The organism is Rhizobium sp. B21/90, from assembly GCF_019355815.1.
In the GTDB taxonomy this organism is placed as follows: Bacteria; Pseudomonadota; Alphaproteobacteria; order Rhizobiales; family Rhizobiaceae; genus Rhizobium; species Rhizobium rhododendri.
Map to the genome: position 1 here is coordinate 3,275,061 of NZ_CP072162.1, position 20,702 is coordinate 3,295,762.

Genomic DNA, 20,702 nt, shown 5'->3' on the forward strand with positions numbered 1-20,702 from the left:
CTTATTAGGGGATTGGCAGAGGAAGTGCGGAGGAATAGAGAGCGGCTACCGCCCAGGCGGCATCTCCACGACGGCATCCCATGCAAGGCACCAGCCTATGAATCGCATCGTCCCGCTCATCCTCGCTATCGCACTTTTCATGGAACAGATGGACTCGACGGTGATCGCCACGGCACTGCCGGCGATTGCGGCGGATCTGCATGTCGGGCCGATCACGCTGAAGCTTGCGCTGACCTCCTACATGGTGGCGCTCGCGGTGTTCATCCCGATCAGCGGCTGGATGGCGGATCGTTTCGGCGCCAAGCGGATTTTCCGCATTGCCATCTGCGTCTTCGTCGTCGGATCGATCTTCTGCGCCGCATCGGGCAGCCTGCTGGAGTTCGTCGGCTCGCGCTTCCTGCAGGGCGTCGGCGGCTCGATGATGACGCCGATCGGGCGACTGGTGCTGGTGCGCACCACGAAGCGCAGCGATCTGGTCTCGGCGATGGCGCTGCTCAGCATCCCGGCGCTGGTCGGGCCCCTCGCCGGCCCGCCGCTCGGTGGCTTCATCACCACCTACTTCTCCTGGCACTGGATATTCCTGATCAATGTCCCGGTCGGCATCGTCGGCGTTATCCTTGCGACCATATTCCTGCCGGAAGTCGAGGCCATGGCGCCGCCGAAGCTGGATATCATCGGCTTCCTGCTGACCTCGTTCGCTGCTGCCGGCATCGTTTTCGGCATGTCCGTCATCAGCCTGCCGGCCCTGCCCTCTTATATCGGCATCTCGGCAGTGGTCATCGGCTTTGTCTGCGGCCTTCTCTATGTCGGCCACGCCCGCAATCATCCGTCGCCGATCCTCAATCTGAAACTGCTGCGGAAGCCGACCTTCCGCGCCTCGGTCACCGGCGGCATTCTGTTTCGCATCTGCATCGGCGCCATGCCGTTCCTACTGCCGCTGATGCTGCAACTTGGATTCGGCTTGAACCCGTTCCAATCGGGGCTGATCACCTTTGCCGGCGCAATCGGGGCGATCAGCACCAAGTTTATCGCCAAGCGCGTCTTTGCCGCCTTCGGCTTCCGGACCGCACTGCTGACGGCCGCCGGCGTCACGACCATGACCACGATTGCCATCGGCTTCTTCGAGCCAACGACGTCTCACCTCGTGATCATCGGCGTGCTGCTTCTCGGCGGCTTCTCGCGGTCGTTCTTCTTTACGGGGATCAATGCGCTGGCCTTTGCCGATGTCGATGACCGGGAGGCAAGCCAGGCGACGTCGATGAGCTCGGTAATGCAGCAGGTCAGCCTGGCGCTCGGCGTTGCCGTGGCCGCCGCGATCCTGGAGACGACGACCTTCTTCAGCGGCACCAGCCTGCAGGTCGCCGATTTCCACATCGCCTTCTTCACGCTCTCGGTGCTGACCGTCATCGCAACGCTGCCGTTCCTGCGCCTCGACCGCAACGCCGGTGCCCTGCTCTCTGGCCATGGGGCAGGACCCAGCAAGGCTGAGGTTCTGGCCGTGCCGCAGACGCCCGCCGCAGAGTGACGCGTCAGCCCTCGATCAGGAAGGTTGCTCGCAAACTGCGCTGAGCTTGTTGCCATCGGGATCGCGGACATAGGCGGCGTAGAAGTTGGCGTGATAGGAGCGCAGGCCGGGGGCACCCTCGTCGCTGCCGCCATGGGCCAGCGCCTGCGCATGGAAGGCATCTACGGCGGCGCGGCTTTCCGCATCCAGCGCAACCATCGAGCCATTGCCGATGCTGGCCGCGCGCCGGTTAAAGGGCATTACCACCCAGAGGCGGCAACGGCTGTCGCCATCGGCAGCATAGCCGATCTCTTCCTCCGAATCCCGCTGGCGCCTGTAGCCGAGGCCCGCCAGAACAGCATCGTAGAAATCGCCGGCGCGATGGATATCGTTGGTTCCGATGGTGACGTAAAGCAGCATCCGCAAAGATTAGCCAGAGAGACTGGCTATTCATAGTCATGCTTTGAATAATTTGGAAACTAGGCTTAATTCGTCTCTTCTTCGATATCTGCCTTGCGACCTTTGAAGCCCTTGGCAAGCAGGAACATCTCGACCGATTCCTGCCTCGACGACGCTGGCTTGACGTGCACGACCTGCTTGAAGTTCTGCTTGAGCAGCGTCAGCAGGTCACGCTCGGCGCCCCCCTGGAAGGTCTTCGCCAGGAAATGGCCGCCTTCGGCCAGCACCTCGATGGCGAAATAGGCAGCAACTTCGCAGAGATGCATGGTGCGCAGGTGGTCGGTGCGATGATGGCCAGTGGTCGGGGCTGCCATGTCGGAGAGAACGATATCCGGCTGGCCGCCAACCGCCTCGATCAGGAGGCGCGGCGCGTGCTCGTCGAGGAAGTCGAGCTGCAGGATCTTGACACCCGGCAGCTGCGTCATCTCGAGAAAGTCGATCGCGGCGACGCGGATGTCCTCGTCGGTCGAGCCGGTCACCTTGGCAGCGATCTGCGACCAGCTGCCGGGAGCGGCACCGAGGTCGATGATGCGCTGCGCACCCTTGAGGATGTGATGCTTCTCGTCGATCTCCAGCAGCTTGAAGGCGGCTCGGGCGCGATAACCCTCGAGCTGCGCCCGCTGCACGTAGGGATCGTTGATGTGCCGATGCAGCCACTGGCGCGACGAGGCTTTCATCTTCTTCTTGGTGACGCGCTGGCCAAGCTTGCGGCCGGTGCGGTTGGCACCTACGGGTGGTTTGGTCATCGATACGACCCCTTCAATTGTTCGGACGATAGCCGCGGCGCGAGCGACCGCGCCGCCAGACCCCGTCATCTGCCATCATGTCGGTGAGCAGGCCTTCACGCAATCCACGATCGGCGACGCGCATGCGCGGGCTCGGCCAGCGGCGGCGGATGGCCTCGAGAATGGCGCAGCCAGCCAGAACCAGATCGGCACGATCGGGCCCGATGCACGGATTGGCAGCGCGACCGGCGAAATCCCAGGAGAGCAGCTTTGCCTGCATTGCCGTCACCTCGTCGTCGGACAGCCAGACGCCGTCGACCTTGCGGCGGTCGTAACGCGGTAGATCGAGATGGACGCCGGCGAGCGTCGTGACCGTCCCGGAGGTGCCGATCAGGTGGAAATCCGCGCTGTCGCGCATGGCAAGCGGCGATGGCGGGCAATCGAACTTGTCGAGCATGCCCTCGACCTCGTTGATCATCGCCTCGAAGACGACAGGGCTGACGTCGCGCCCCCCGTGACGCTCCGACAGGGTGACGACGCCGACCGGCAGCGACGTCCAGTGGGTGATGTGGTTGGCAAGGCGGCTGGAGCGGTGATCGTCGATGCGAATGACGGCAATCTCGGACGAGCCACCACCGATGTCGAACAGCACCACGGAGCGGGCTTCCGGGCCGACCAGCGAGGAGCAACCGGAGACGGCAAGGCGCGCTTCTGTCTCCCGGTCGATGATCTCGAGTTCGAGGCCGGTTTCTTCGAGAACGCGCGCAAGGAACAGCTCGCCGTTTTCGGCGGCGCGGCAGGCTTCGGTGGCAATCAACCGCATCCGGCGGATATCGCGCGCCTTCAGTTTCGCGGCACAGATGCGCAGCGCTTCCACGGCGCGGTCCATGGCATCGGTCGAAAGCCGCCCGCTGGCACCGAGCCCCTCGCCGAGCCTGACGATGCGCGAGAATGCATCGATGACGCGGAACTGCCCGGGACGCGTCGGCTGGGCGATCAGCAGCCGGCAGTTGTTGGTGCCGAGATCCAGCGCCGCATAAAGATCGACCGGCTGCTGGTGATGATGATCGATGCTGTCGGCGGCAGGCTTCGGATCGGCATGGGTCTGCGGCTGATGCCGGCCATGCACATGGTGCTGCGCGGCATTGCGGGCATTTGGTGCGCCGTGGGCTGGAGGGACCACATGCGCCGGCTTTTCCTGCGCGAGGGGACGCCCCTGCAAACCACGCTTGCCACGATGCTTGCGTCGGTTCGCACCGTTTTTGGGAGCCTGAGCCGGCGACGGCCGCTCGGGATGTGCCTCGACAATCGTCATGACATGGATCGTTGCATCGGCCACCGCGACGGTCGTGCGCTCGCCGCCATTGGCACGACGGCGACGCTTCCGCTTGCCATGCGGCTGGGTGCTTTTGTTATCCTTGGGGCGCATGGCGGGATCAGCGGCGCTGATCGGGCCTGGTTCCGCAGGGGAGGCTATTTCGCGCGGAGGTCCGCCACGCTTTCGCCTCGCGCGCCGGGAAGGTTTTTTCCCACGCTCTGCTACCGACGCCCCGCCTGTTTGCGGCTTTGAGCCGCTGTCGGGGTCTTCCACGTGTGTCTTCCATCGCACCGCGCAAGGCCGTAACGGCATGCAGCTGGCACTCATTTGATTTTCGTTGGTGCGAGGATACCAGCATGCGCGGCTTTCGCCAAATTCTTTTTGAATACAGTGCCGGTTGAGCCACCATGCTACCGTCTCATGCGGAAAGCCTGGCCCGCACCTGCTCCGCCGCGATCTTCATACGGTCGGCGTCGGCGTGGCCGATCAGCATGAAGGCGTGTCCTCTGGCCGACCAGTAGACGACATTCATGCCGTGACGGCGTTCCGTTTCAGGTCCTGCGGCAGCGCCTGCAGATTTGACGATACACAGCGCCATCGGGCCGTCCTCCGGGTCGAGATAGGCGATCTGGGCCAGCGGTTCGCCGTCGTATTGCAGCACTTGAGCTCGACGGAAATCGGCACCGGGAAGAGCGATGGCCTCGGGGCTGAGGGAAAGGCCGATCTTCGATCCGACCCGGTCGAGTTCCGCCAGTTGCGCCGCCCTGTCGCCTGCGGGCGCACTCAGCGTATCCGGGCTGTAAAGCGCGACATAGTCGGCGACGACAGCGCGCCATTCGGCGCCCTCGCCCGGCTGGTTCAATCGGCGATCGACACCGATGACGGCACGGTCGATGGCAATGCCGGCAATGACACAGGCGGCTGCCGCGGCGAGGAAACCGCGCCGGCCGATGGCGGCGGTAAATCGATGACTGGCTTTTACGGGTGGAATGGATGCGAGCATGGCCTCCAGCCGGTCGCCCGGCGCTGCGTCCAGAAGCGGCTCGAAGGCAGCGGCATAGGGAAGATCGGCGCGGCTGAGCTGGTCGAAGCGCTCGGCAACCGAAGGATCGGCGCCGATCAGCGCCTCCACCCTTGCAGCCTCGTCGGCGCCGAGTTCACCATCGATGAAGGCGGTCAGCAATTCGTCGGAGAGACCATGATTTCTGTCGCGGGTGCTCATCGCCGTTCCTCGTTCGATCGTCTCTCGCCGTCCGATGGCGCCATGTTCTCCGCGAGTTTGGCCCTTGCGGCGGCCAGCCGGCTCATCACGGTGCCAATGGGCACGTCGAGGACGGTCGCCACCTCGCGGTAGGATAGGCCTTCCACATAGGCCAGAAAGACAGCAGTCCGCTGGGCCTCCGGCAGGTCCTGGACCTTGCGCATGACCTGTACGGCCATGAGATGCGTTTCCGTCTGCGCGGCGCCGTCGAACACGAGGATTTCGTCAGCCTCGACAAAGCCCTGGCCCATCCGGACCCGCCGCGAACGCACCTCGTTCAGCCAGATCGAATGCAGGATCGCGAACAGCCAGCGATCAAGCCTTGTACCGGGATCGTATTGGCCGGCTCGCTCTAGGGCCCGCACGCATGTTGCCTGGACGAGATCGTCGGCAACGTCGCGCTGCCTGGAGAGCACGATGGCATAGCGCCAGAGGCGCTTCAGATGCTGCGACAAGCCGGCCCTGATGTCGTCTTCGCTGGCGATGGCATCCTCCGCAGGCAAGGTTGTGCTGCGAGCCGCCGGGTTTACCGGCGACTGCGCTGTTGTCCGACTATAGGCCGGAACCGTCATCCGACCATAGGGCGGAAATGTCAAAGGAGCGACTGACAAGCGGATGCCCTTTCGCAGACGCCGTTGATCGTGACCGGCCTGATGATGCCGAGAGGGGAGATCAGATCTTGGCAGGATGCTCGATGGCTTCGTGGAGGTCCTGATACTCTTCGCAGCCGGTACCGCAGATCGACTGGATGGTGGCCAGTTGATCCTTGGCGAGATCGACCTGGCCCTTGATGACGTAGGCCTCGCCCAGATATTCGCGGACCTTGGCGTATTTCGGATCGAGCTTGACCGACTGCAGGTAGTAGGAGATGCCCTCGTCGGTGCGGCCGAGCTTGCGGGTTGCGTAGCCGCGATAGTTCAGCACCTCGGCGTTGTTCTGGTCCTTCACGGTATCGAGCATGGCCAGCGCTTCCTCGTAACGGCCTTCCTTGGCCAGCGCATAAGCATAGTCGGCGCGATCTTCATCGCTGATGTTGGCGCCGGACTGCTTGACGCACTTCTTTTCTTTCTTGTCGTAGACCTCGCCCTTCTTGCAGGTCGGCGGCGCGCTTTCGCTGTCGCCGGCGGCAAAGACAGGCAATGTCAGGGTGCCGAGGGTCAGGCAGGCACCGAGAGCAATGGTTGCGAAGCGAATTGCAGTGTTCGTCATGGGAAGGTCTCCTTGGCTGAATTGAACGTTGCGGCAGGAGAACACCCGAGGCCGATGGATTATTCGACGGTTGAGCAACTATTTCCGTGCATCACTCGTTTGCCTGTTCTCACGACCAAGTGATCGCCCCACATCGAATATTCGAACGTACCAGGTGTTGTCGGCAGCAGCGCGCGAACAGCGCCAAAGGAGACAGTTTTTGACAGACCAAGTTAAGCTCGTCGGACTGGCCGTCGCCACGCCCGAGCACGTCATCCTGCAGTCGGAAGCCAAGGAGATGGCGGCCCGCCTGTTTTCGGATCGCTACCGCGAATTCAAGCCACTCTCGCGCGTCTTCGACAATGCCGGGATTACCAAGCGGCATTCGGCGAGACCTTTGTCATGGTTCTCCGAACCGCATGCCTGGAAAGACCGGCTCGCCGCCTATGCCGAGGTCGCCAGCGCACTTTTCGTCGAGACAACCACAAAGGCGCTCGATCACGCTGGTCTGACGGCGGCCGATATCGACTGCATCGTCACCGTATCGTCGACCGGCTTTGCGACGCCAAGCCTCGAGGCGCGGCTGGCCGGACAGATGGGTTTCCGCGCCGATATCGAGCGCGTTCCCGTTTTCGGGCTGGGTTGTGCTGCCGGTGTCTCCGGCTTTGGCATCGCCACGCGCATGGCCAGGGGCCGGCCCGGGGCGGCCGTGCTGTTCGTCGCCATCGAACTATGTTCGCTGTCGTTCCGGCTGGATGCCCCGACCAAGCCGAATATCATCGCCACCGCGCTGTTCGGCGACGGTGCCGCTGCCTGTATCCTGCGCGCAGGTCCCGGCGGGCTGGCCGAGGTGGAGACGACGGGCGAGCACCTGTTTCCGGATACGCTCGGTATCATGGGCTGGCAGATCGACGACGCCGGCTTCGGCATCATCCTCGAGCAGTCGCTGCCGCCGTTCGCAGAAGCCGAGGTCGGCCCGGCAATCGCCTCGATCCTGGCGCGCTCGGGGCTGGCACTTTCCGATATCGACCGGTTCATCTGCCATCCCGGCGGCGCCAAGGTCCTGGTCGCGCTGGAAGCGACCTTCGGGCTGGAGCCGGGATCGCTCGACCACGAGCGCGCGGTCATCTCCGAATATGGAAACATGTCGTCGCCGACCGTGCTTTTCGTGCTCGAACGGGCCATTGCCGCAGGCCTGCCAGAGCGCTCGGCGATGGTGGCCATGGGGCCGGGCTTCACGGCCAGTTGCGTCACGCTGAAGAGGGTCGCCTGATGTTGCCTGCCATTGCACTCCTGACCTTCGTCACCCTGCAACGCCTGGCAGAACTGGTGCACGCCAAGCGCAACACCAAGGCGCTGATGGCCAAAGGCGGACGCGAGATAGGGGCGGAGCATTACCCCTATATGGTCGTCATGCACGCGGCCTGGCTGGTTGGCCTGTGGATATTCGGCTGGAACCAGCCCATCAACCTGTTCTGGCTGGCGGTCTTTGCCGTTCTGCAGCTGCTACGCGTCTGGATTCTTGCCACGCTCGGGGGGCGATGGACGACGCGGATCATCGTCCTGCCGAATACCCCAAGGATCGTCACGGGACCCTACCGCTTCTTCAGCCATCCGAACTATGTGATCGTCGTCGGCGAGATCCCAGCCCTGCCGCTGGTGTTCGGACTGCCACTGTTTGCCCTCGTTTTCTCCCTGCTCAACGCAGCGATGTTGACCGTCCGCATCAAGGCCGAGAACAAGGCATTGAGGGACGCGATGCTTTAAGCTTGCACGGTCTCAATTTTTTATTTGCAACGCAGCAATTCGACAGGCACTTTCCGGGTTTGAAAATGCTGACCGACCGCAGGGAATTATGACAAAAGACGCAATCGTGCTTGGCGCCGGCATCGTCGGCGTATCGACCGCAATACACCTGCAGCGCCGCGGACGGCAGGTGACGCTGATCGACCGCAAGCCGCCCGGCCAGGAAACGAGTTTCGGCAATGCCGGGCTGATCCAGCGCGAAGGTGTCGTTCCCTATGGTTTCCCCCAGCAGTTCGGCCTGCTGCTGAAATATGCGCTAAACAACCGCATCGATGCCCACTATCATCTGCGCGCCCTGCCCGGCCAACTGGCCTTCCTCGCGAAGTACTGGTGGAACTCCAATGCCAAGCGGCATGCATTGATCTCCCGGGCCTATGCGCCGCTGATCGAGAACTCGATCCTCGAACATGCCGACCTGATCCAGGCCTCAGACGCCGAACATCTGATCCGTAAGGATGGCTGGATGGAGATCTTTCGCACCGAGGCCAAGCGCGACGAGGAATTTGCCGAGGCCGCCAAGCTGAAACGCGAATACGCGGTGGATTTCGAGGCGATGACCCCCGCCGACGTCGCTCGTGCCGAGCCGAATATCATGGGCCAGTTCGTCGGCGGTCTGCGCTGGAAGGATCCGTGGTCCGTGCTCGATCCGGCCGGGCTCACAAACGCCTATATGCGCTATTTCGAGAGCCTCGGCGGCCGGTTCGTGCGCGGCGACGCAGCCTCGCTCGGCCAGTCGGGATCGGGCTGGCGCGTGATGACTTCGGAAGGCCCCTTACAGGCCGACGATGCCGTGCTGGCGCTCGGTCCCTGGGCCGACACCGCGACCTACCGCCTGGGCTACAATTTTCCGCTTGGCGTCAAGCGCGGCTATCACATGCATTATGCGACCGAGGGCAACGCGGTTCTCAACAACTGGACGCTGGACAAGGAGCGCGGCTATTTCCTGGCGCCGATGAACCAGGGCATCAGGCTGACGACAGGCGCCGAATTTGCATCCCGCGATGCGCCGAAGACGCCGGTGCAGCTCGACCGCGCTGAAAAGGTTGCCCGCACCATCTTCCCGCTCGGCGAGCGGCTGGATCCTGAGCCATGGATGGGTGCCCGTCCGTGCACGCCCGACATGATGCCCGTCATCGGCAAGGCACCGCGCCATCAAGGCTTGTGGTTCGGCTTCGGTCATGCGCATCACGGTCTGACGCTTGGCCCGGTCACCGGTCGCGTTTTGGCCGAGATGATCACCGGTGAAGCGCCGTTCATCGATATTTCGGCCTATGGACCGGAGCGCTTTCGGCCCTGAGGGGCGACAATCATGTCTCCGTTGCCCGCAGTCGTGGCATGCTCGTTCGCTTTTTCGCACAACTGAAGAATAGTGTTCCTCTCGCCCGGATAGGAACAGGCGTAAAAGTGCTTTCTGCAATCAGGAGCATGTCATGTCTGTCGCCTCGCCGTCCATCAACGAGACCAAAGCCCCACTGCTGGGAGCGCCGGGCGTAGGATCGCTCGCCGCATTGGTACTGGGCACAGTGCTTCTGGGCTATTTCTACGGCCCGGCCCAAGGTGCGCTGTTCCTCGTCGGTGGAGCACTCGGCATTGCGCTCTACCACGCTGCCTTCGGTTTCACCTCCGCGTGGCGGGTGTTCATCGTCGATGGGCGAGGACGCGGGCTGCGGGTGCAGATGATCCTGCTGGCGCTCGCTGTCATCTTGTTCTTTCCATTCCTTGCAAGCGGGTCGCTGTTCGGCCATGAGGTGAAGGGCTCGGTCTCGCCGGCCGGGATCGGCGTCATCGTTGGTGCCTTCATGTTCGGTATCGGCATGCAACTCGGCGGCGGCTGCGCTTCAGGCACGCTGTTTACCGCTGGCGGCGGCAATGCCCGAATGCTGGTCACGCTTCTCTTCTTTATCGTCGGCTCGGTACTGGGAACCGTCAACTTCGACTGGTGGGTGAGCCTGCCCGCGCTTCCACCGATTTCGCTGGTACAGAGTTTCGGCGCAGTTGGCGGCATTGCGGTGTCGCTCGCCATCTTTGCAGTCATCGCCGGGCTGACGGTCATGGTGGAAAAGCGCCGGCACGGGGCACTCGAGACCGAACCGCCAGCCAGGCATCACGGCCTGCAGCGCCTGTTGCGCGGTCCATGGCCGCTCGTCCTCGGTGCGGTCGCGCTGGCACTGCTGAATTTCGCGACGCTTTCGATTGCCGGTCGTCCCTGGGGTATCACATCCGCATTCGCGCTCTGGGGCGCCAAGGGCGCAGCGCTCATCGGCATCGATCCGACCGCCTGGGCCTACTGGCAGACGCCGGCCAATGCGAAAGCTCTGACGGACAGCGTCTTTGCCGATGTCACCTCGGTGATGGATTTCGGCATCATTGCCGGCGCGATGCTGGCATCGTCGCTTGCCGGGCGGTTTGCGCCGAGCCTCGACATTCCGCTGCGCTCGATTCTCGCGGCTGTCGTCGGCGGGCTTCTGCTCGGCTATGGCGCCCGCATCGCCTACGGATGCAATATCGGCGCCTATTTCTCCGGCATAGCCTCCGGCAGTCTTCACGGCTATCTCTGGGCCGTTGCCGCTTTCGCCGGCAACGTGCTCGGCGTGCGACTCCGCCCCTACTTCTTCTTCGAGCGCAGAGTGCTGTCGCGGGCAGACGGCTGACCAGTTCTGGTCAGCCGATTGCAGCGAGACCCTTGACTGCCGCAGCGACGATGCCGTCGATGCTGTCGTCGATATCGACGGTGACCACGCCGGGTTCGCCGGTCGGCACTTCCAGCGTCGCCAACTGGCTTTCGAGCAGCGATGTCGGCATGAAGTGGCCCTTGCGCTCGCCCATGCGGGTGTTGAGCAAGGCGCGGGAGCCTTCGAGATAGACGAAGGCAAGCGCCCCGCCGGCTTCGCGCCGCAGGCGGTCGCGATAGATGCGCTTCAGCGCCGAGCATGTCACGACGATGCCTTCGCCGCGAGCGACGGCTGCGGCTATCTCGGCACCGATCAGGTCGAGCCAGGGCCAGCGATCCTCATCCGTCAAAGGTGTGCCACGGCTCATCTTCTCGACGTTGGCAGACGGATGCAGGGCATCCCCTTCGACGAATTTGAAGACCAGCTTGCCGGCAATTGCCTCGGCAATCGAGGTCTTGCCGCTGCCGCTGACGCCCATGACGACGATAGCCCGGGGGCCGATTGGTTCACTCATTGCATGCGGTCCTGTTACTCGTGTTCAGTCCAGCGGAAAATGGCAGGCAAACCCATGCGCCGCAGCCTGGTCAAGCAGCGGCTCGTTTGTCCGACAGAGATCCTGCGCTTTCCAGCAGCGCGGATTGAAGTGGCAGCCAGTCGGCGGATTGAGCGGCGACGGCAGTTCGCCCTGAAGACGGATGCGGGTCTTGGCGCGTTCGGGATCTGCAATCGGCGTCGCCGACAGGAGTGCCGCTGTGTAGGGATGGCGGGGATGGGCGAAGACATCGGCAGCGCTGCCGGTTTCGACCGGGCGGCCGAGGTACATGACCATGACGTCATCGGCTATATGGCGGACGACCGACAGGCCATGGGAAATGAACAGGTAGGCGAGCCCCATCTCTTTCTGCAGATCCATTAGCAGGTTCAGCACCTGCGCCTGGATCGACAGGTCGAGCGCCGAGACAGGCTCGTCGAGCACAAGCACTTTCGGCCGCAGCATCAGCGCGCGGGCGATGGCGATGCGCTGGCGCTGGCCGCCGGAGAACATGTGCGGATAGCGATCATAATGCTCGGGGCGCAGACCGACGCGCTCCATCATCGCCTCCGCCTTGGCGCGGCGGGTGGCTGCATCTTCCGTTGTGTTGATCTTCAGCGGCTCTTCGAGAATGGCCCCGACCTTTTGGCGCGGGTTGAGCGAGCCATAGGGGTTCTGGAAGACGATCTGCACCTGGCTGCGCAGGCTACGGTCGCCGATGCGGGCCGGCTTGCCGTCGATCAGCAGTTCGCCAGCCGTCGGATCCTCGATCATGGTCACGAGCCTTGCGAGCGTCGACTTGCCGCAACCGGATTCGCCGACGACGGCCAGCGTCTTGCCGGAATAGAGGCTGAAGCTGACGCCGTTCAGCGCCTTGACGGTGGCGTCCGGCTTGAACATGCCACGATTGACGGTGTAGTAGCGGGCGAGATCGCGCCCTTCGAGAACGGCGCCGGTCATCGGACGTCTCCTGCAGATTCTGCGACACGAACGCCGGGATGGTTGAGCGGGACGCCCTTGACCAGCGGATAATTGCACAGGGCATTGCCGAGATCGGCGCCCTGGCGGACGACCGCGCGATCACATTCGGCGGTCGCGAACGAACAGCGCGGCGCAAACAGACAGGCCGGCGGACGGTCGTGCTGGCCGGGAACGACACCGGCGATAGACGGCAGGCGCTGGCCGACGACGGCCCGTTCCGGAAGTGCCGACAGCAGCGCTGCGGTATAAGGGTGATGCGGGTCGCGGAACAGTTCCTTGACCGGCTGCTCCTCGACCTTCTGGCCGGCGTACTGGACCTGGACGCGCTCGGCGGTTTCGGCCACCACGCCCATGTCGTGGGTGATGAGCACAAGGGCCATGCCCTTTTCCTGCTGCAAGCGCACGAGCAGATCGAGGATCTGGGCCTGGATGGTGACGTCGAGCGCCGTTGTCGGTTCGTCAGCGATCAGAAGCTTCGGATCGCAGGCGAGCGCCATGGCGATCATCACGCGCTGGCTCATGCCGCCGGACATCTGATGGGGGAAGTTGGAGAGACGCTCCTCCGGGGCGGGAATGCCGACCAACTGCAGCAATTCGATGGAGCGGGCGCGCCTTGCCTTGCGATCTAGACCCATGTGGACCCGCAGGGTCTCGCCGATCTGGAAGCCGACCGTGAAGCACGGGTTGAGGCTGGACATCGGCTCCTGGAAGATCATCGCCATGTCCTTGCCGATGATGCTGCGGCGCTGGCGACCGGACATGCCGCGCAGGTCGTTGCCGTCGAACATCATGCGATCGGCGGTGATCTTCGCCGTCCATGGGAGCAGGCCCATGACGGCCAGCATCGCCACCGACTTGCCGGAACCGGATTCGCCGACGATCGACAGGATCTCGCCCTTGTCGCAGGTGAGCGACACGCCGTCGACGGCGCGGAACACACCGGACGAGGTCTGGAATTCGACGGTCAGATTTTGGATATCGAGAAGGGACATCACGACCTCTTCAATTTTGGATCGAGGGCATCGCGAAGGCCGTCGCCCATCAGGTTGATGGCAAGCACCGTGATCAGGATGGCAAGACCCGGGAAGGTCACCACCCACCAGGCGCGCTGAATGAATTCCCGTGCCTCGGCGAGCATCGTGCCCCACTCCGGCGTCGGTGGCTGGGCGCCCATGCCGAGGAAGCCGAGGGCGGCCGCATCGAGGATCGCCGCCGAGAAGGCGAGCGTCGCCTGGACGATCAGCGGCCCGAGACAGTTTGGCAGGATGGTCTTGAACATCAGCCGCATGGTGCCGGCACCGGCCACCCGTGAGGCGATGACATATTCCTTCTCGCGCTCGGTCATGACGGAGGCGCGCGCCAGGCGCACGAAATGTGGCTGGTTGACGAGCGAGATGGCGATCATCGCGTTAACGAGGCCGGGGCCGAGGACCGCCACCAGCACCAGTGCCAGCAGCAGCGACGGAAAGGCCAGGATGATGTCCATCACCCGCATGATGGCGATGTCGAGCCAGCCGCGGAAAAAGCCGGCGATCAGGCCGATGACGACGCCCGTCAGAACAGACAGCGTCACCACCACCAAGCCGATGAACAGCGAGAAGCGGGCGCCGAAGATCAATCGCGACAGGATGTCACGACCGACGGCATCGGTGCCGAGCACATGCGACCACTCGCCGCCCGCCATCCAGGCCGGCGGCATCAGCAGCTTCTCGCGGATCTGGTCGCTCGGGCCGTGCGGCGCTACGAATGGCGCGAAGATCGCCAGAAAGAGGACGATAAGGAACACCGCAAGTCCGATGACGGCGCCCTTGTTGCGGGAAAAATAGTACCAGAACTCCGAAAGCGCGGAGGGATGGCCGGTGTTGGTGCTGACCGAGCTCATGCAGCCTCTCCTAGTGACGAATGCGAGGGTTGATGAAACCATAGGTGACATCGACCAGCAGATTGACGAGCATGATGACGCCGGCGATTAGCAGAAGACCGCCCTGGACCACCGCATAATCGCGCTTGAAGACGGAATCGACCATCCATTTGCCGATACCGGGCCATGAGAAGATGCTCTCGGTCAGGATGGCGCCGGCCAGCAGCACGCCGATCTGCAGGCCGATGGTGGTGATGACCGGGATCATGGCGTTGCGCAGCGCATGCACACCGATGACGCGAAACGGCGTCAGGCCCTTGGAACGGGCGGTGCGGACATAGTCCTCGCCGAGCACTTCGAGCATGGCCGAACGCGTCTGGCGGGCGATGACCGCGAGCGGGATGGTGCCGAGCACGACGGTCGGCAGGATCAGATAGCTCATTGCCGACTTGAAGGCGCCGGGCTGGCCGGACAGCAAGCTGTCTATCAGCATGAAGCCCGTCACCGGCTTGAAGAAGTACATGAGCGAAATACGACCGGAAACGGGCGTCCAGTGCAAATAGCCCGAGAAGAAGATGATCAGCAGCAGGCCCCACCAGAAGATCGGCATGGAATAGCCGACGAGCGCCACGCCCATGATCGACTGGTCATACCAGGTGCCACGCTTGACGGCGGCGAACACACCGGCCGGCACGCCAAGACAGATTGCCAGGAGAATGGCGCAGAGCGACAGTTCGAGCGTGGCCGGAAACAGCGTCAGAAACTCGCTAAGCACCGACCGCTTGGTGACGATCGAGGTGCCGAAATCTCCGTGCAGCAAGTTGCCGAGATAGGAGAAATACTGGATGTACATCGGCCTGTCGAAGCCGAGATCGTGCATGATCTGGGCATGACGCACATCGGACATGACCCGTTCGCCGGACATCAGCATCACGGGATCGCCCGGCAGAAGCCGGATGAAGGAGAACGCGATCAGCGAGACCCCGAGGAAAGTGGGGATCAGAATGGCGATGCGTCCGAGGAGAAAGCGCAGCATGGCGTATATATCCAAAAAATTCACCGGCGATCAGGAGACCTGACCGCCGGATGAAGCCCGGGAACCGGATTTTAGGGTACTATCTTATTCAGCGATATCCACGCCGTCAAAGCGGTGAATGCCGAGCGGGTCCATGAAGTAGCCCGTGACCTTCTTGCTGATCGGCGCAAAGGCGATGGAGTGGTCGAGCGTGTTCCATGGGGCTTCGCGCTTGAAGACGACCTGCGCCTCTTCGTACAGCTTGGTGCGTTCGGCCTGGTCGGAGGTCTGCTTGGCAGCCTTCACCAGCTTGTCGAAGTCCTTGTTGCACCACTGAGCGCGATTGTTGCCGCCGACGGCTTCGCAGCCGAGCAGCGTGTCGAGGAAGTTGTCCGGATCGCCATTGTCGCCCGTCCAGCCGAGGATGGCGGCGCCATCACGGGCCTTGTCCTTCGACAGCTTGAGGTATTCGGCCCATTCGTAGGAGACGATTTCGACGGTGACGCCGATCTTGGCAAGATCCGACTGCATCAGTTCAGCTGCACGACGGGCGTTCAGCATGTAGGGACGCGAGACGGGCATGGCCCAGATCTTCATCTTCAGGTCTTTGATGCCGGCAGCCTCGAGGGCCTTTTTGGCAGCTTCCGGATCGTACTTGTCGTCCTTCACGGCATCGTTGTACGACCACATTGTCGGCGGGATCGGGTTCTTGGCAACGGCAGCCGCACCCTGGAATACGGCGTCGACGATAGCCTGCTTGTTGACGGCCATGTTGAGCGCGCGGCGCACTTCAGGCTTGTCGAAAGGGGCAACCATCGTGTTGTAGGCGAGGAACGAGACGTTCAGGCCAGGCTGCTCGAGCACGTTGAGGTTAGGGTCCTTCTTCAGATCAGCCACGTCGGCGGCGTTCGGGTAAGGCATGATATGGCATTCGCCGGCCTTCATCTTCTGGGCGCGAACGGCAGCATCCGTGGTGATGGCGAAGACGAGATCGTCGATCTTTTCCTTGCCATGCCAATAGGTGTCGTTGGCCTTGTAGCGAATGACGGCGTCGGGCTGGTAGGCGACGAAGGTGAACGGACCAGTGCCAAGCGGCTGCTGGTTCAACATTGGCATCTTGCCGTCAGCCTGCAGCTTGTCGGCATATTCCTTCGACAGGATCGATGCGAAGTCCATCGCAAGGTCGGCGAGGAACGGCGCTTCGGGCTTGTTCAGCACGAACTTGACGGTGTGGTCATCGACCTTGTCGATCGACTTGACCAGATCGGGGAAGCCCATGCCGGCGGAATATTCCCAGGATGCGCCTTCGACGTACTTGTTCCAGGGATTGTCAGACTTCAGCTGGCGATTGAACGAGAAAATCACGTCGTCGGCGGTCAGCTCGCGGGTCGGGGTGAAGAAATCCGTGGTCTGGAACTTGACGCCCGGGCGCAGCTTGAAGGTGTATTCCTTGCCATCGGGAGAAATCGTCCAGCTCTCGGCAAGACCCGGCTCGATCTCGGTGCCGCCATGCTTGAACTCGACCAGGCGATTGTAAACCGTCCGCGACGACGCATCGAAGGTCTGACCGCCGGTGTAGAGGCCAGGGTCGAAGCCCTCTGGCGATGCTTCCGAGCAGTATACCAGGGTTTTAGACCAGGCGGACGTTGCCATGACCGAAGCCAGGGCCGTCGCTGCCAAGAGAACAGAGATCTTTTTCATGGTGCCGTTTCCCAAATTTGTTCTTATTCGAAGTTGTGTGTTTGCGGCCATGCAATCCGCAGAGCGTGGCGATGGAACGACATTTGTGAGGCGAAAGCAACATGTCAAAGGCAAAAATTTTCCGGATGGTCAAGTTTAGCAGATGTTTTATTCGCGCCTTCTGCAGACACAACAAAATCTGACTAGTTGCTTTAGACAGGCCGAACAGGCGATTCCGAATTGAAGCGGGCTAAAGTACTTCCAACCAGGCCAAGAACGATGCGCCAGCACGGACTTGTCACAGCCCAACCTGGCCGCATCCGCGATGGCGGAGGCGCTGTCATATCAAACGACGGAGCGACGGAGGAGAGCTTCAGGCTGCCGGGGCGGCGATGGCGATGCGCTTGTTCAGGGCATTGTGATCGCGATCGGTGATGCCGAGCAGGAAGTTGATCTGCGGACGGGCCTTGACGAGATCGTCGATCGAATAATCTGCCAGCACGTCGAAAAAGGCATTGAGCGCCTTGCGCAACGCCGAGTTCAAGCCGCAGCTATCGACCAACGGGCATTCGACAGCGCCGTCCTCGAAGCATTCGGCCATTGCAAAACTATCCTCGGTGACCTTGACGACATCGAAGAGGCTGATCTTGTCGGCAGCACGACCGAGACGCACGCCGCCATTTCGGCCACGCACGGTGTCGATGAGGCCGGCCTTGGTCAACGGCTGCAGGATCTTGAAGAGGAAAAGCTCGGAAACGCCATAGGCCTTGGCGATCTCAGGAATACGGCTGAGGTAGCCCTCGTTGGCAGCGCAGTACATCAGCATGCGAACCGCGTAGTTGGTCTGTTTGGTCAAACGCATGCCAGTCTCCTGAATCAAAGCCTCAGCCAAGTATATAGGACCAACGGTAGTTTTGAACAATTCCAAAAGATGAAATTTTCGTTCACGTTTACTCGTTTTCATCACAGGCTCTCAACGTCAACGGGCTCCCTTGAGGGGAGCCCGTCGATAAGTCGATCACTTGAAGACTTTTACTTCATCGTCGGCATGACGAATTCGGCACCGTCCTTGATGCCGGATGGCCAGCGGGCGGTGATCGTCTTGGTCTTGGTCCAGAACTTGATCGAGTCCGAGCCGTGCTGGTTGAGGTCACCGAAGCTCGATGCCTTCCAGCCGCCGAAGGAGTGGTAGGCAAGCGGCACAGGGATCGGCACGTTGATGCCGATCATGCCGATGTTGATGCGCGAGGCGAAGTCGCGGGCGGCATCGCCGTCGCGGGTATAGATGGCGACGCCGTTGCCGTATTCGTGCTTCATCGGCAGTTCGAGCGCTTCTTCATAGTTCTTGGCGCGAACGACGGAGAGAACAGGTCCGAAGATTTCGGTCTTGTAGATGTCCATGTCCGGCGTAACGTTGTCGAACAGGCAGCCGCCGACGAAATAGCCGTCTTCATAGCCCTGCAGCTTGAAGCCGCGGCCATCGACCACGAGCTTGGCGCCCTCTTCCACACCGCGATCGATCAGGCCGGTGACGCGGGCCTGGGCTTCCTTGGTGACGAGCGGGCCGAGATCGGCCTTTTCATCTGTGTAGGGGCCGATGCGCAGGGCTTCGACCATCGGCGTCAGCTTGGCGATAAGACGGTTGGCGGTTTCCTCGCCAACCGGGACGGCGACCGAGATCGCCATGCAGCGCTCTCCGGCCGAGCCGTAGCCGGCGCCCATCAGGGCGTTCGCAGCCTGGTCGAGATCGGCGTCGGGCATGATGATCATGTGGTTCTTGGCGCCGCCGAAGCACTGCGCCCGCTTGCCGTTCATCGCCGCCGTGCCGTAGACATAGCGGGCAATCGGCGTGGAGCCGACGAAAGAGATGGCGCCGATATCGGGATCGGTGAGGATGGCGTCGACCGCGCCCTTGTCACCGTTGACAACGTTGAGGATGCCTGCCGGCAGACCGGCTTCGATCATGAGTTCGGCCAAACGCATCGGCACGGACGGATCGCGCTCGGAGGGCTTCAGGATGAAGGCGTTGCCGCAGGCGATGGCCGGAGCAAACATCCACATCGGGATCATGGCGGGGAAATTGAACGGCGTGATGCCGGCGCCGATGCCGACGGCCTGGCGCATGGAATACATGTCGATGGCCGGACCTGCGCCCTCGGTGAACTCACCCTTCTGCAGGTGCGGGATGCCGCAGACGAATTCGCAGACTTCCAGGCCACGAATGATGTCGCCCTTGGAATCCTCGATGGTCTTGCCGTGTTCGCGCGACAGCAGCTCGGCCAGCTCGTCCATGTGCTTGTTGAGCAGTTCGACAAACTTGAAGAAGACGCGGGCGCGGCGCTGCGGGTTGGTGGCGGCCCATTTCGGCTGCGCTGCCTTGGCATTGGCGACGGCTGCGCGCAGCTCGTCGACACTGGCCAGCGCGACGGTTGCCTGGATCTCGCCGGTGGCCGGATTGAAGATATTGCTGGTGCGGCCGCTGGTGCCGGCTACGGCCTTGCCGCCGATGAAATGACCGATCTCGCGCATGGTGCCTCCTACCCTGGTTTCTGTTGGTTTTGCGACGGCCGACATTCGCACTTCAATTTGCACAAATCAATGTGCTGCTATAATCAACCGTTGTGCATAAATAGACATAAGGTCGATCATGGACTGGGACGACGTTCGCATGTTTCTCGCCGTCGCCCGGACCGGGCAGATCCTCGCCGCGTCTAAACGGCTCGGCGTCAACCACGCAACGCTCAGCCGCCGGGTGACGACGCTCGAGCAGCGGCTGAAGACGCGGCTGCTGGTGCGCCGGACCAACGGTTGCGAACTGACGGCCGAGGGTGAAATCTTCCTGCATGCTGCGGAAAGGATGGAGGCCGAGATGCTGCGCGCGCAGGCGAGCGTCGGGCACCTCGACAGCACGGTAGCCGGAACGGTGCGTATCGGCGCACCTGACGGCTTCGGCGTATCGTTCCTCGCACCGAGGCTCGGCAAGCTGATCGCCCGGCATCCGGAATTGCGCATCCAGCTGGTCCCCGTGCCGCGCTCGTTCTCGCTCTCGCAGCGCGAAGCCGACATCGCGATCACGCTGGAGCGACCGGAGCAAGGGCGCCTGATATCGGCGAAACTCACCGACTATTCACTCGGCCTCTATGCCTCGCAGGCCTATCTCGACCGCGCCGGAGTGCCCGGCAGCGTGGACGCTCTGAAATCGCATCTCCGGATCGGCTATGTCGAGGATCTGATTTTCACCGCGTCCCTCGCCTTTACCAACGAGGTGATGCGCAATTGGGATGCGTCATTCGAAATCTCGACGGCTATCGGCCAAACCGAAGCGGTGCGTTCCGGCGCAGGGGTGGGTATCCTCCACGACTACATTGCCCGCCAATATCCGGAATTGATCCAGATCCTGCCGGACGCCAGCATACGCCGGGCCTACTGGACGACATATCATGAGTCCGCACGCGACCTGATACGCGTCCGGACCGTCGTCGACTATCTTCAGGAACTGGTCACCGACGAAAGGGGCATGTTTCTCTGACGAGCCGGATTACACCTGCATCGGCGGATCGTCGTTCTCGTCCGGATTGGGCAGCGGCACCTCGTCCGGCAGGGTGTCAGGCTCTGGCTCGCCGATGGGCGGGACAGGCGTCCATCCCGGCGCCGGCATCGGGGGCTGTTCTTCGGGCTTCAGGGGCTGAGACATTGGTGC

21 protein-coding genes are annotated in these 20,702 nt (G+C 62.5%); 6 read left to right on the forward strand and 15 right to left on the reverse strand.

Annotated features, from left to right (window positions below):
* Nucleotides 1–97 precede the first annotated feature (97 nt).
* Complete coding sequence (locus tag J5278_RS15890) at nt 98–1,525, forward strand: DHA2 family efflux MFS transporter permease subunit (protein WP_209182897.1); 1,428 nt, start codon at nt 98–100, stop codon at nt 1,523–1,525.
* Nucleotides 1,526–1,540: 15 nt separating this feature from the next.
* On the opposite strand, the gene J5278_RS15895 is transcribed toward J5278_RS15890, so the two are convergent.
* From J5278_RS15895 to J5278_RS15920, 6 genes are all read right to left on the reverse strand, one after another.
* Nucleotides 1,541–1,924 carry a VOC family protein gene (locus tag J5278_RS15895; protein ID WP_111217509.1) on the reverse strand — a complete coding sequence of 128 codons (384 nt, stop codon included), beginning with the start codon at nt 1,922–1,924 and terminating at the stop codon, nt 1,541–1,543.
* Between the two features lie 65 nt (nt 1,925–1,989).
* Nucleotides 1,990–2,709 (reverse strand): RlmE family RNA methyltransferase, encoded by a 720-nt coding sequence (locus tag J5278_RS15900; protein WP_142824076.1) that lies wholly within the window; start codon nt 2,707–2,709, stop codon nt 1,990–1,992.
* A 13-nt stretch (nt 2,710–2,722) separates the two neighbouring features.
* Complete coding sequence (locus tag J5278_RS15905; RefSeq protein WP_247749002.1) at nt 2,723–4,318, reverse strand: Ppx/GppA phosphatase family protein; 1,596 nt, start codon at nt 4,316–4,318, stop codon at nt 2,723–2,725.
* A gap of 106 nt (nt 4,319–4,424) precedes the next feature.
* Entirely contained in the window at nt 4,425–5,228 is an 804-nt protein-coding gene (locus J5278_RS15910; RefSeq protein WP_142824074.1) for an anti-sigma factor, read from the reverse strand.
* Entirely contained in the window at nt 5,225–5,839 is a 615-nt protein-coding gene (locus J5278_RS15915; protein WP_209182925.1) for an RNA polymerase sigma factor, read from the reverse strand. The genes J5278_RS15910 and J5278_RS15915 overlap by 4 nt, the downstream gene beginning before the upstream one ends.
* A 100-nt stretch (nt 5,840–5,939) precedes the next feature.
* Nucleotides 5,940–6,476 carry a tetratricopeptide repeat protein gene (locus J5278_RS15920; protein ID WP_209182895.1) on the reverse strand — a complete coding sequence of 179 codons (537 nt, stop codon included), beginning with the start codon at nt 6,474–6,476 and terminating at the stop codon, nt 5,940–5,942.
* 199 nt (nt 6,477–6,675) lie between these two features.
* On the opposite strand from J5278_RS15920, the gene J5278_RS15925 reads away from it, so the two are divergent.
* The 4 genes from J5278_RS15925 (at nt 6,676) to J5278_RS15940 (ending at nt 10,912) form a co-directional block, all read left to right on the forward strand.
* Nucleotides 6,676–7,728: a type III polyketide synthase gene (locus J5278_RS15925; RefSeq protein WP_209182894.1), complete on the forward strand. Its 1,053-nt coding sequence runs from the start codon at nt 6,676–6,678 to the stop codon at nt 7,726–7,728.
* Nucleotides 7,725–8,222, forward strand: a complete 498-nt coding sequence (locus tag J5278_RS15930) for an isoprenylcysteine carboxyl methyltransferase family protein (RefSeq protein WP_209182924.1) — start codon at nt 7,725–7,727, stop codon at nt 8,220–8,222. Before J5278_RS15925 ends, J5278_RS15930 begins: the two co-directional genes overlap by 4 nt.
* 88 nt (nt 8,223–8,310) lie before the next feature.
* Nucleotides 8,311–9,558, forward strand: a complete 1,248-nt coding sequence (locus J5278_RS15935; protein ID WP_209182893.1) for an FAD-binding oxidoreductase — start codon at nt 8,311–8,313, stop codon at nt 9,556–9,558.
* Nucleotides 9,559–9,691: 133 nt separating this feature from the next.
* Nucleotides 9,692–10,912, forward strand: a complete 1,221-nt coding sequence (locus J5278_RS15940; RefSeq protein WP_209182892.1) for a YeeE/YedE family protein — start codon at nt 9,692–9,694, stop codon at nt 10,910–10,912.
* Nucleotides 10,913–10,922: 10 nt separating this feature from the next.
* On the opposite strand, the gene J5278_RS15945 is transcribed toward J5278_RS15940, so the two are convergent.
* From J5278_RS15945 to J5278_RS15980, 8 genes are all read right to left on the reverse strand, one after another.
* The gene (locus J5278_RS15945; RefSeq protein ID WP_209182891.1) at nt 10,923–11,447 is read right to left on the reverse strand and encodes a gluconokinase; all 525 of its coding nucleotides are present in this window, start codon (nt 11,445–11,447) and stop codon (nt 10,923–10,925) included.
* A 24-nt stretch (nt 11,448–11,471) separates the two neighbouring features.
* Complete coding sequence (locus J5278_RS15950; protein WP_209182890.1) at nt 11,472–12,425, reverse strand: peptide ABC transporter ATP-binding protein; 954 nt, start codon at nt 12,423–12,425, stop codon at nt 11,472–11,474.
* Nucleotides 12,422–13,438 carry an ABC transporter ATP-binding protein gene (locus tag J5278_RS15955; protein ID WP_209182889.1) on the reverse strand — a complete coding sequence of 339 codons (1,017 nt, stop codon included), beginning with the start codon at nt 13,436–13,438 and terminating at the stop codon, nt 12,422–12,424. Before J5278_RS15955 ends, J5278_RS15950 begins: the two co-directional genes overlap by 4 nt.
* Nucleotides 13,438–14,328 carry an ABC transporter permease subunit gene (locus J5278_RS15960; protein WP_142824067.1) on the reverse strand — a complete coding sequence of 297 codons (891 nt, stop codon included), beginning with the start codon at nt 14,326–14,328 and terminating at the stop codon, nt 13,438–13,440. The genes J5278_RS15955 and J5278_RS15960 overlap by 1 nt, the downstream gene beginning before the upstream one ends.
* 10 nt (nt 14,329–14,338) lie before the next feature.
* Nucleotides 14,339–15,343: an ABC transporter permease subunit gene (locus tag J5278_RS15965; RefSeq protein ID WP_142824066.1), complete on the reverse strand. Its 1,005-nt coding sequence runs from the start codon at nt 15,341–15,343 to the stop codon at nt 14,339–14,341.
* An 84-nt stretch (nt 15,344–15,427) separates the two neighbouring features.
* Nucleotides 15,428–17,023 carry an ABC transporter substrate-binding protein gene (locus tag J5278_RS15970; protein WP_209182888.1) on the reverse strand — a complete coding sequence of 532 codons (1,596 nt, stop codon included), beginning with the start codon at nt 17,021–17,023 and terminating at the stop codon, nt 15,428–15,430.
* 352 nt (nt 17,024–17,375) lie between these two features.
* The gene (rirA, locus tag J5278_RS15975) at nt 17,376–17,864 is read right to left on the reverse strand and encodes an iron-responsive transcriptional regulator RirA (protein ID WP_142824064.1); all 489 of its coding nucleotides are present in this window, start codon (nt 17,862–17,864) and stop codon (nt 17,376–17,378) included.
* A 170-nt stretch (nt 17,865–18,034) separates the two neighbouring features.
* Nucleotides 18,035–19,531 (reverse strand): CoA-acylating methylmalonate-semialdehyde dehydrogenase, encoded by a 1,497-nt coding sequence (locus tag J5278_RS15980; protein ID WP_209182887.1) that lies wholly within the window; start codon nt 19,529–19,531, stop codon nt 18,035–18,037.
* Between the two features lie 118 nt (nt 19,532–19,649).
* On the opposite strand from J5278_RS15980, the gene J5278_RS15985 reads away from it, so the two are divergent.
* Nucleotides 19,650–20,531 carry a LysR family transcriptional regulator gene (locus tag J5278_RS15985; RefSeq protein ID WP_142824062.1) on the forward strand — a complete coding sequence of 294 codons (882 nt, stop codon included), beginning with the start codon at nt 19,650–19,652 and terminating at the stop codon, nt 20,529–20,531.
* Between the two features lie 9 nt (nt 20,532–20,540).
* Here the strand turns inward: J5278_RS15985 and J5278_RS15990 are convergent, their stop codons facing one another.
* Nucleotides 20,541–20,696 (reverse strand): hypothetical protein, encoded by a 156-nt coding sequence (locus tag J5278_RS15990; RefSeq protein ID WP_164498230.1) that lies wholly within the window; start codon nt 20,694–20,696, stop codon nt 20,541–20,543.
* Between the last annotated feature and the right edge of the window lie 6 nt (nt 20,697–20,702).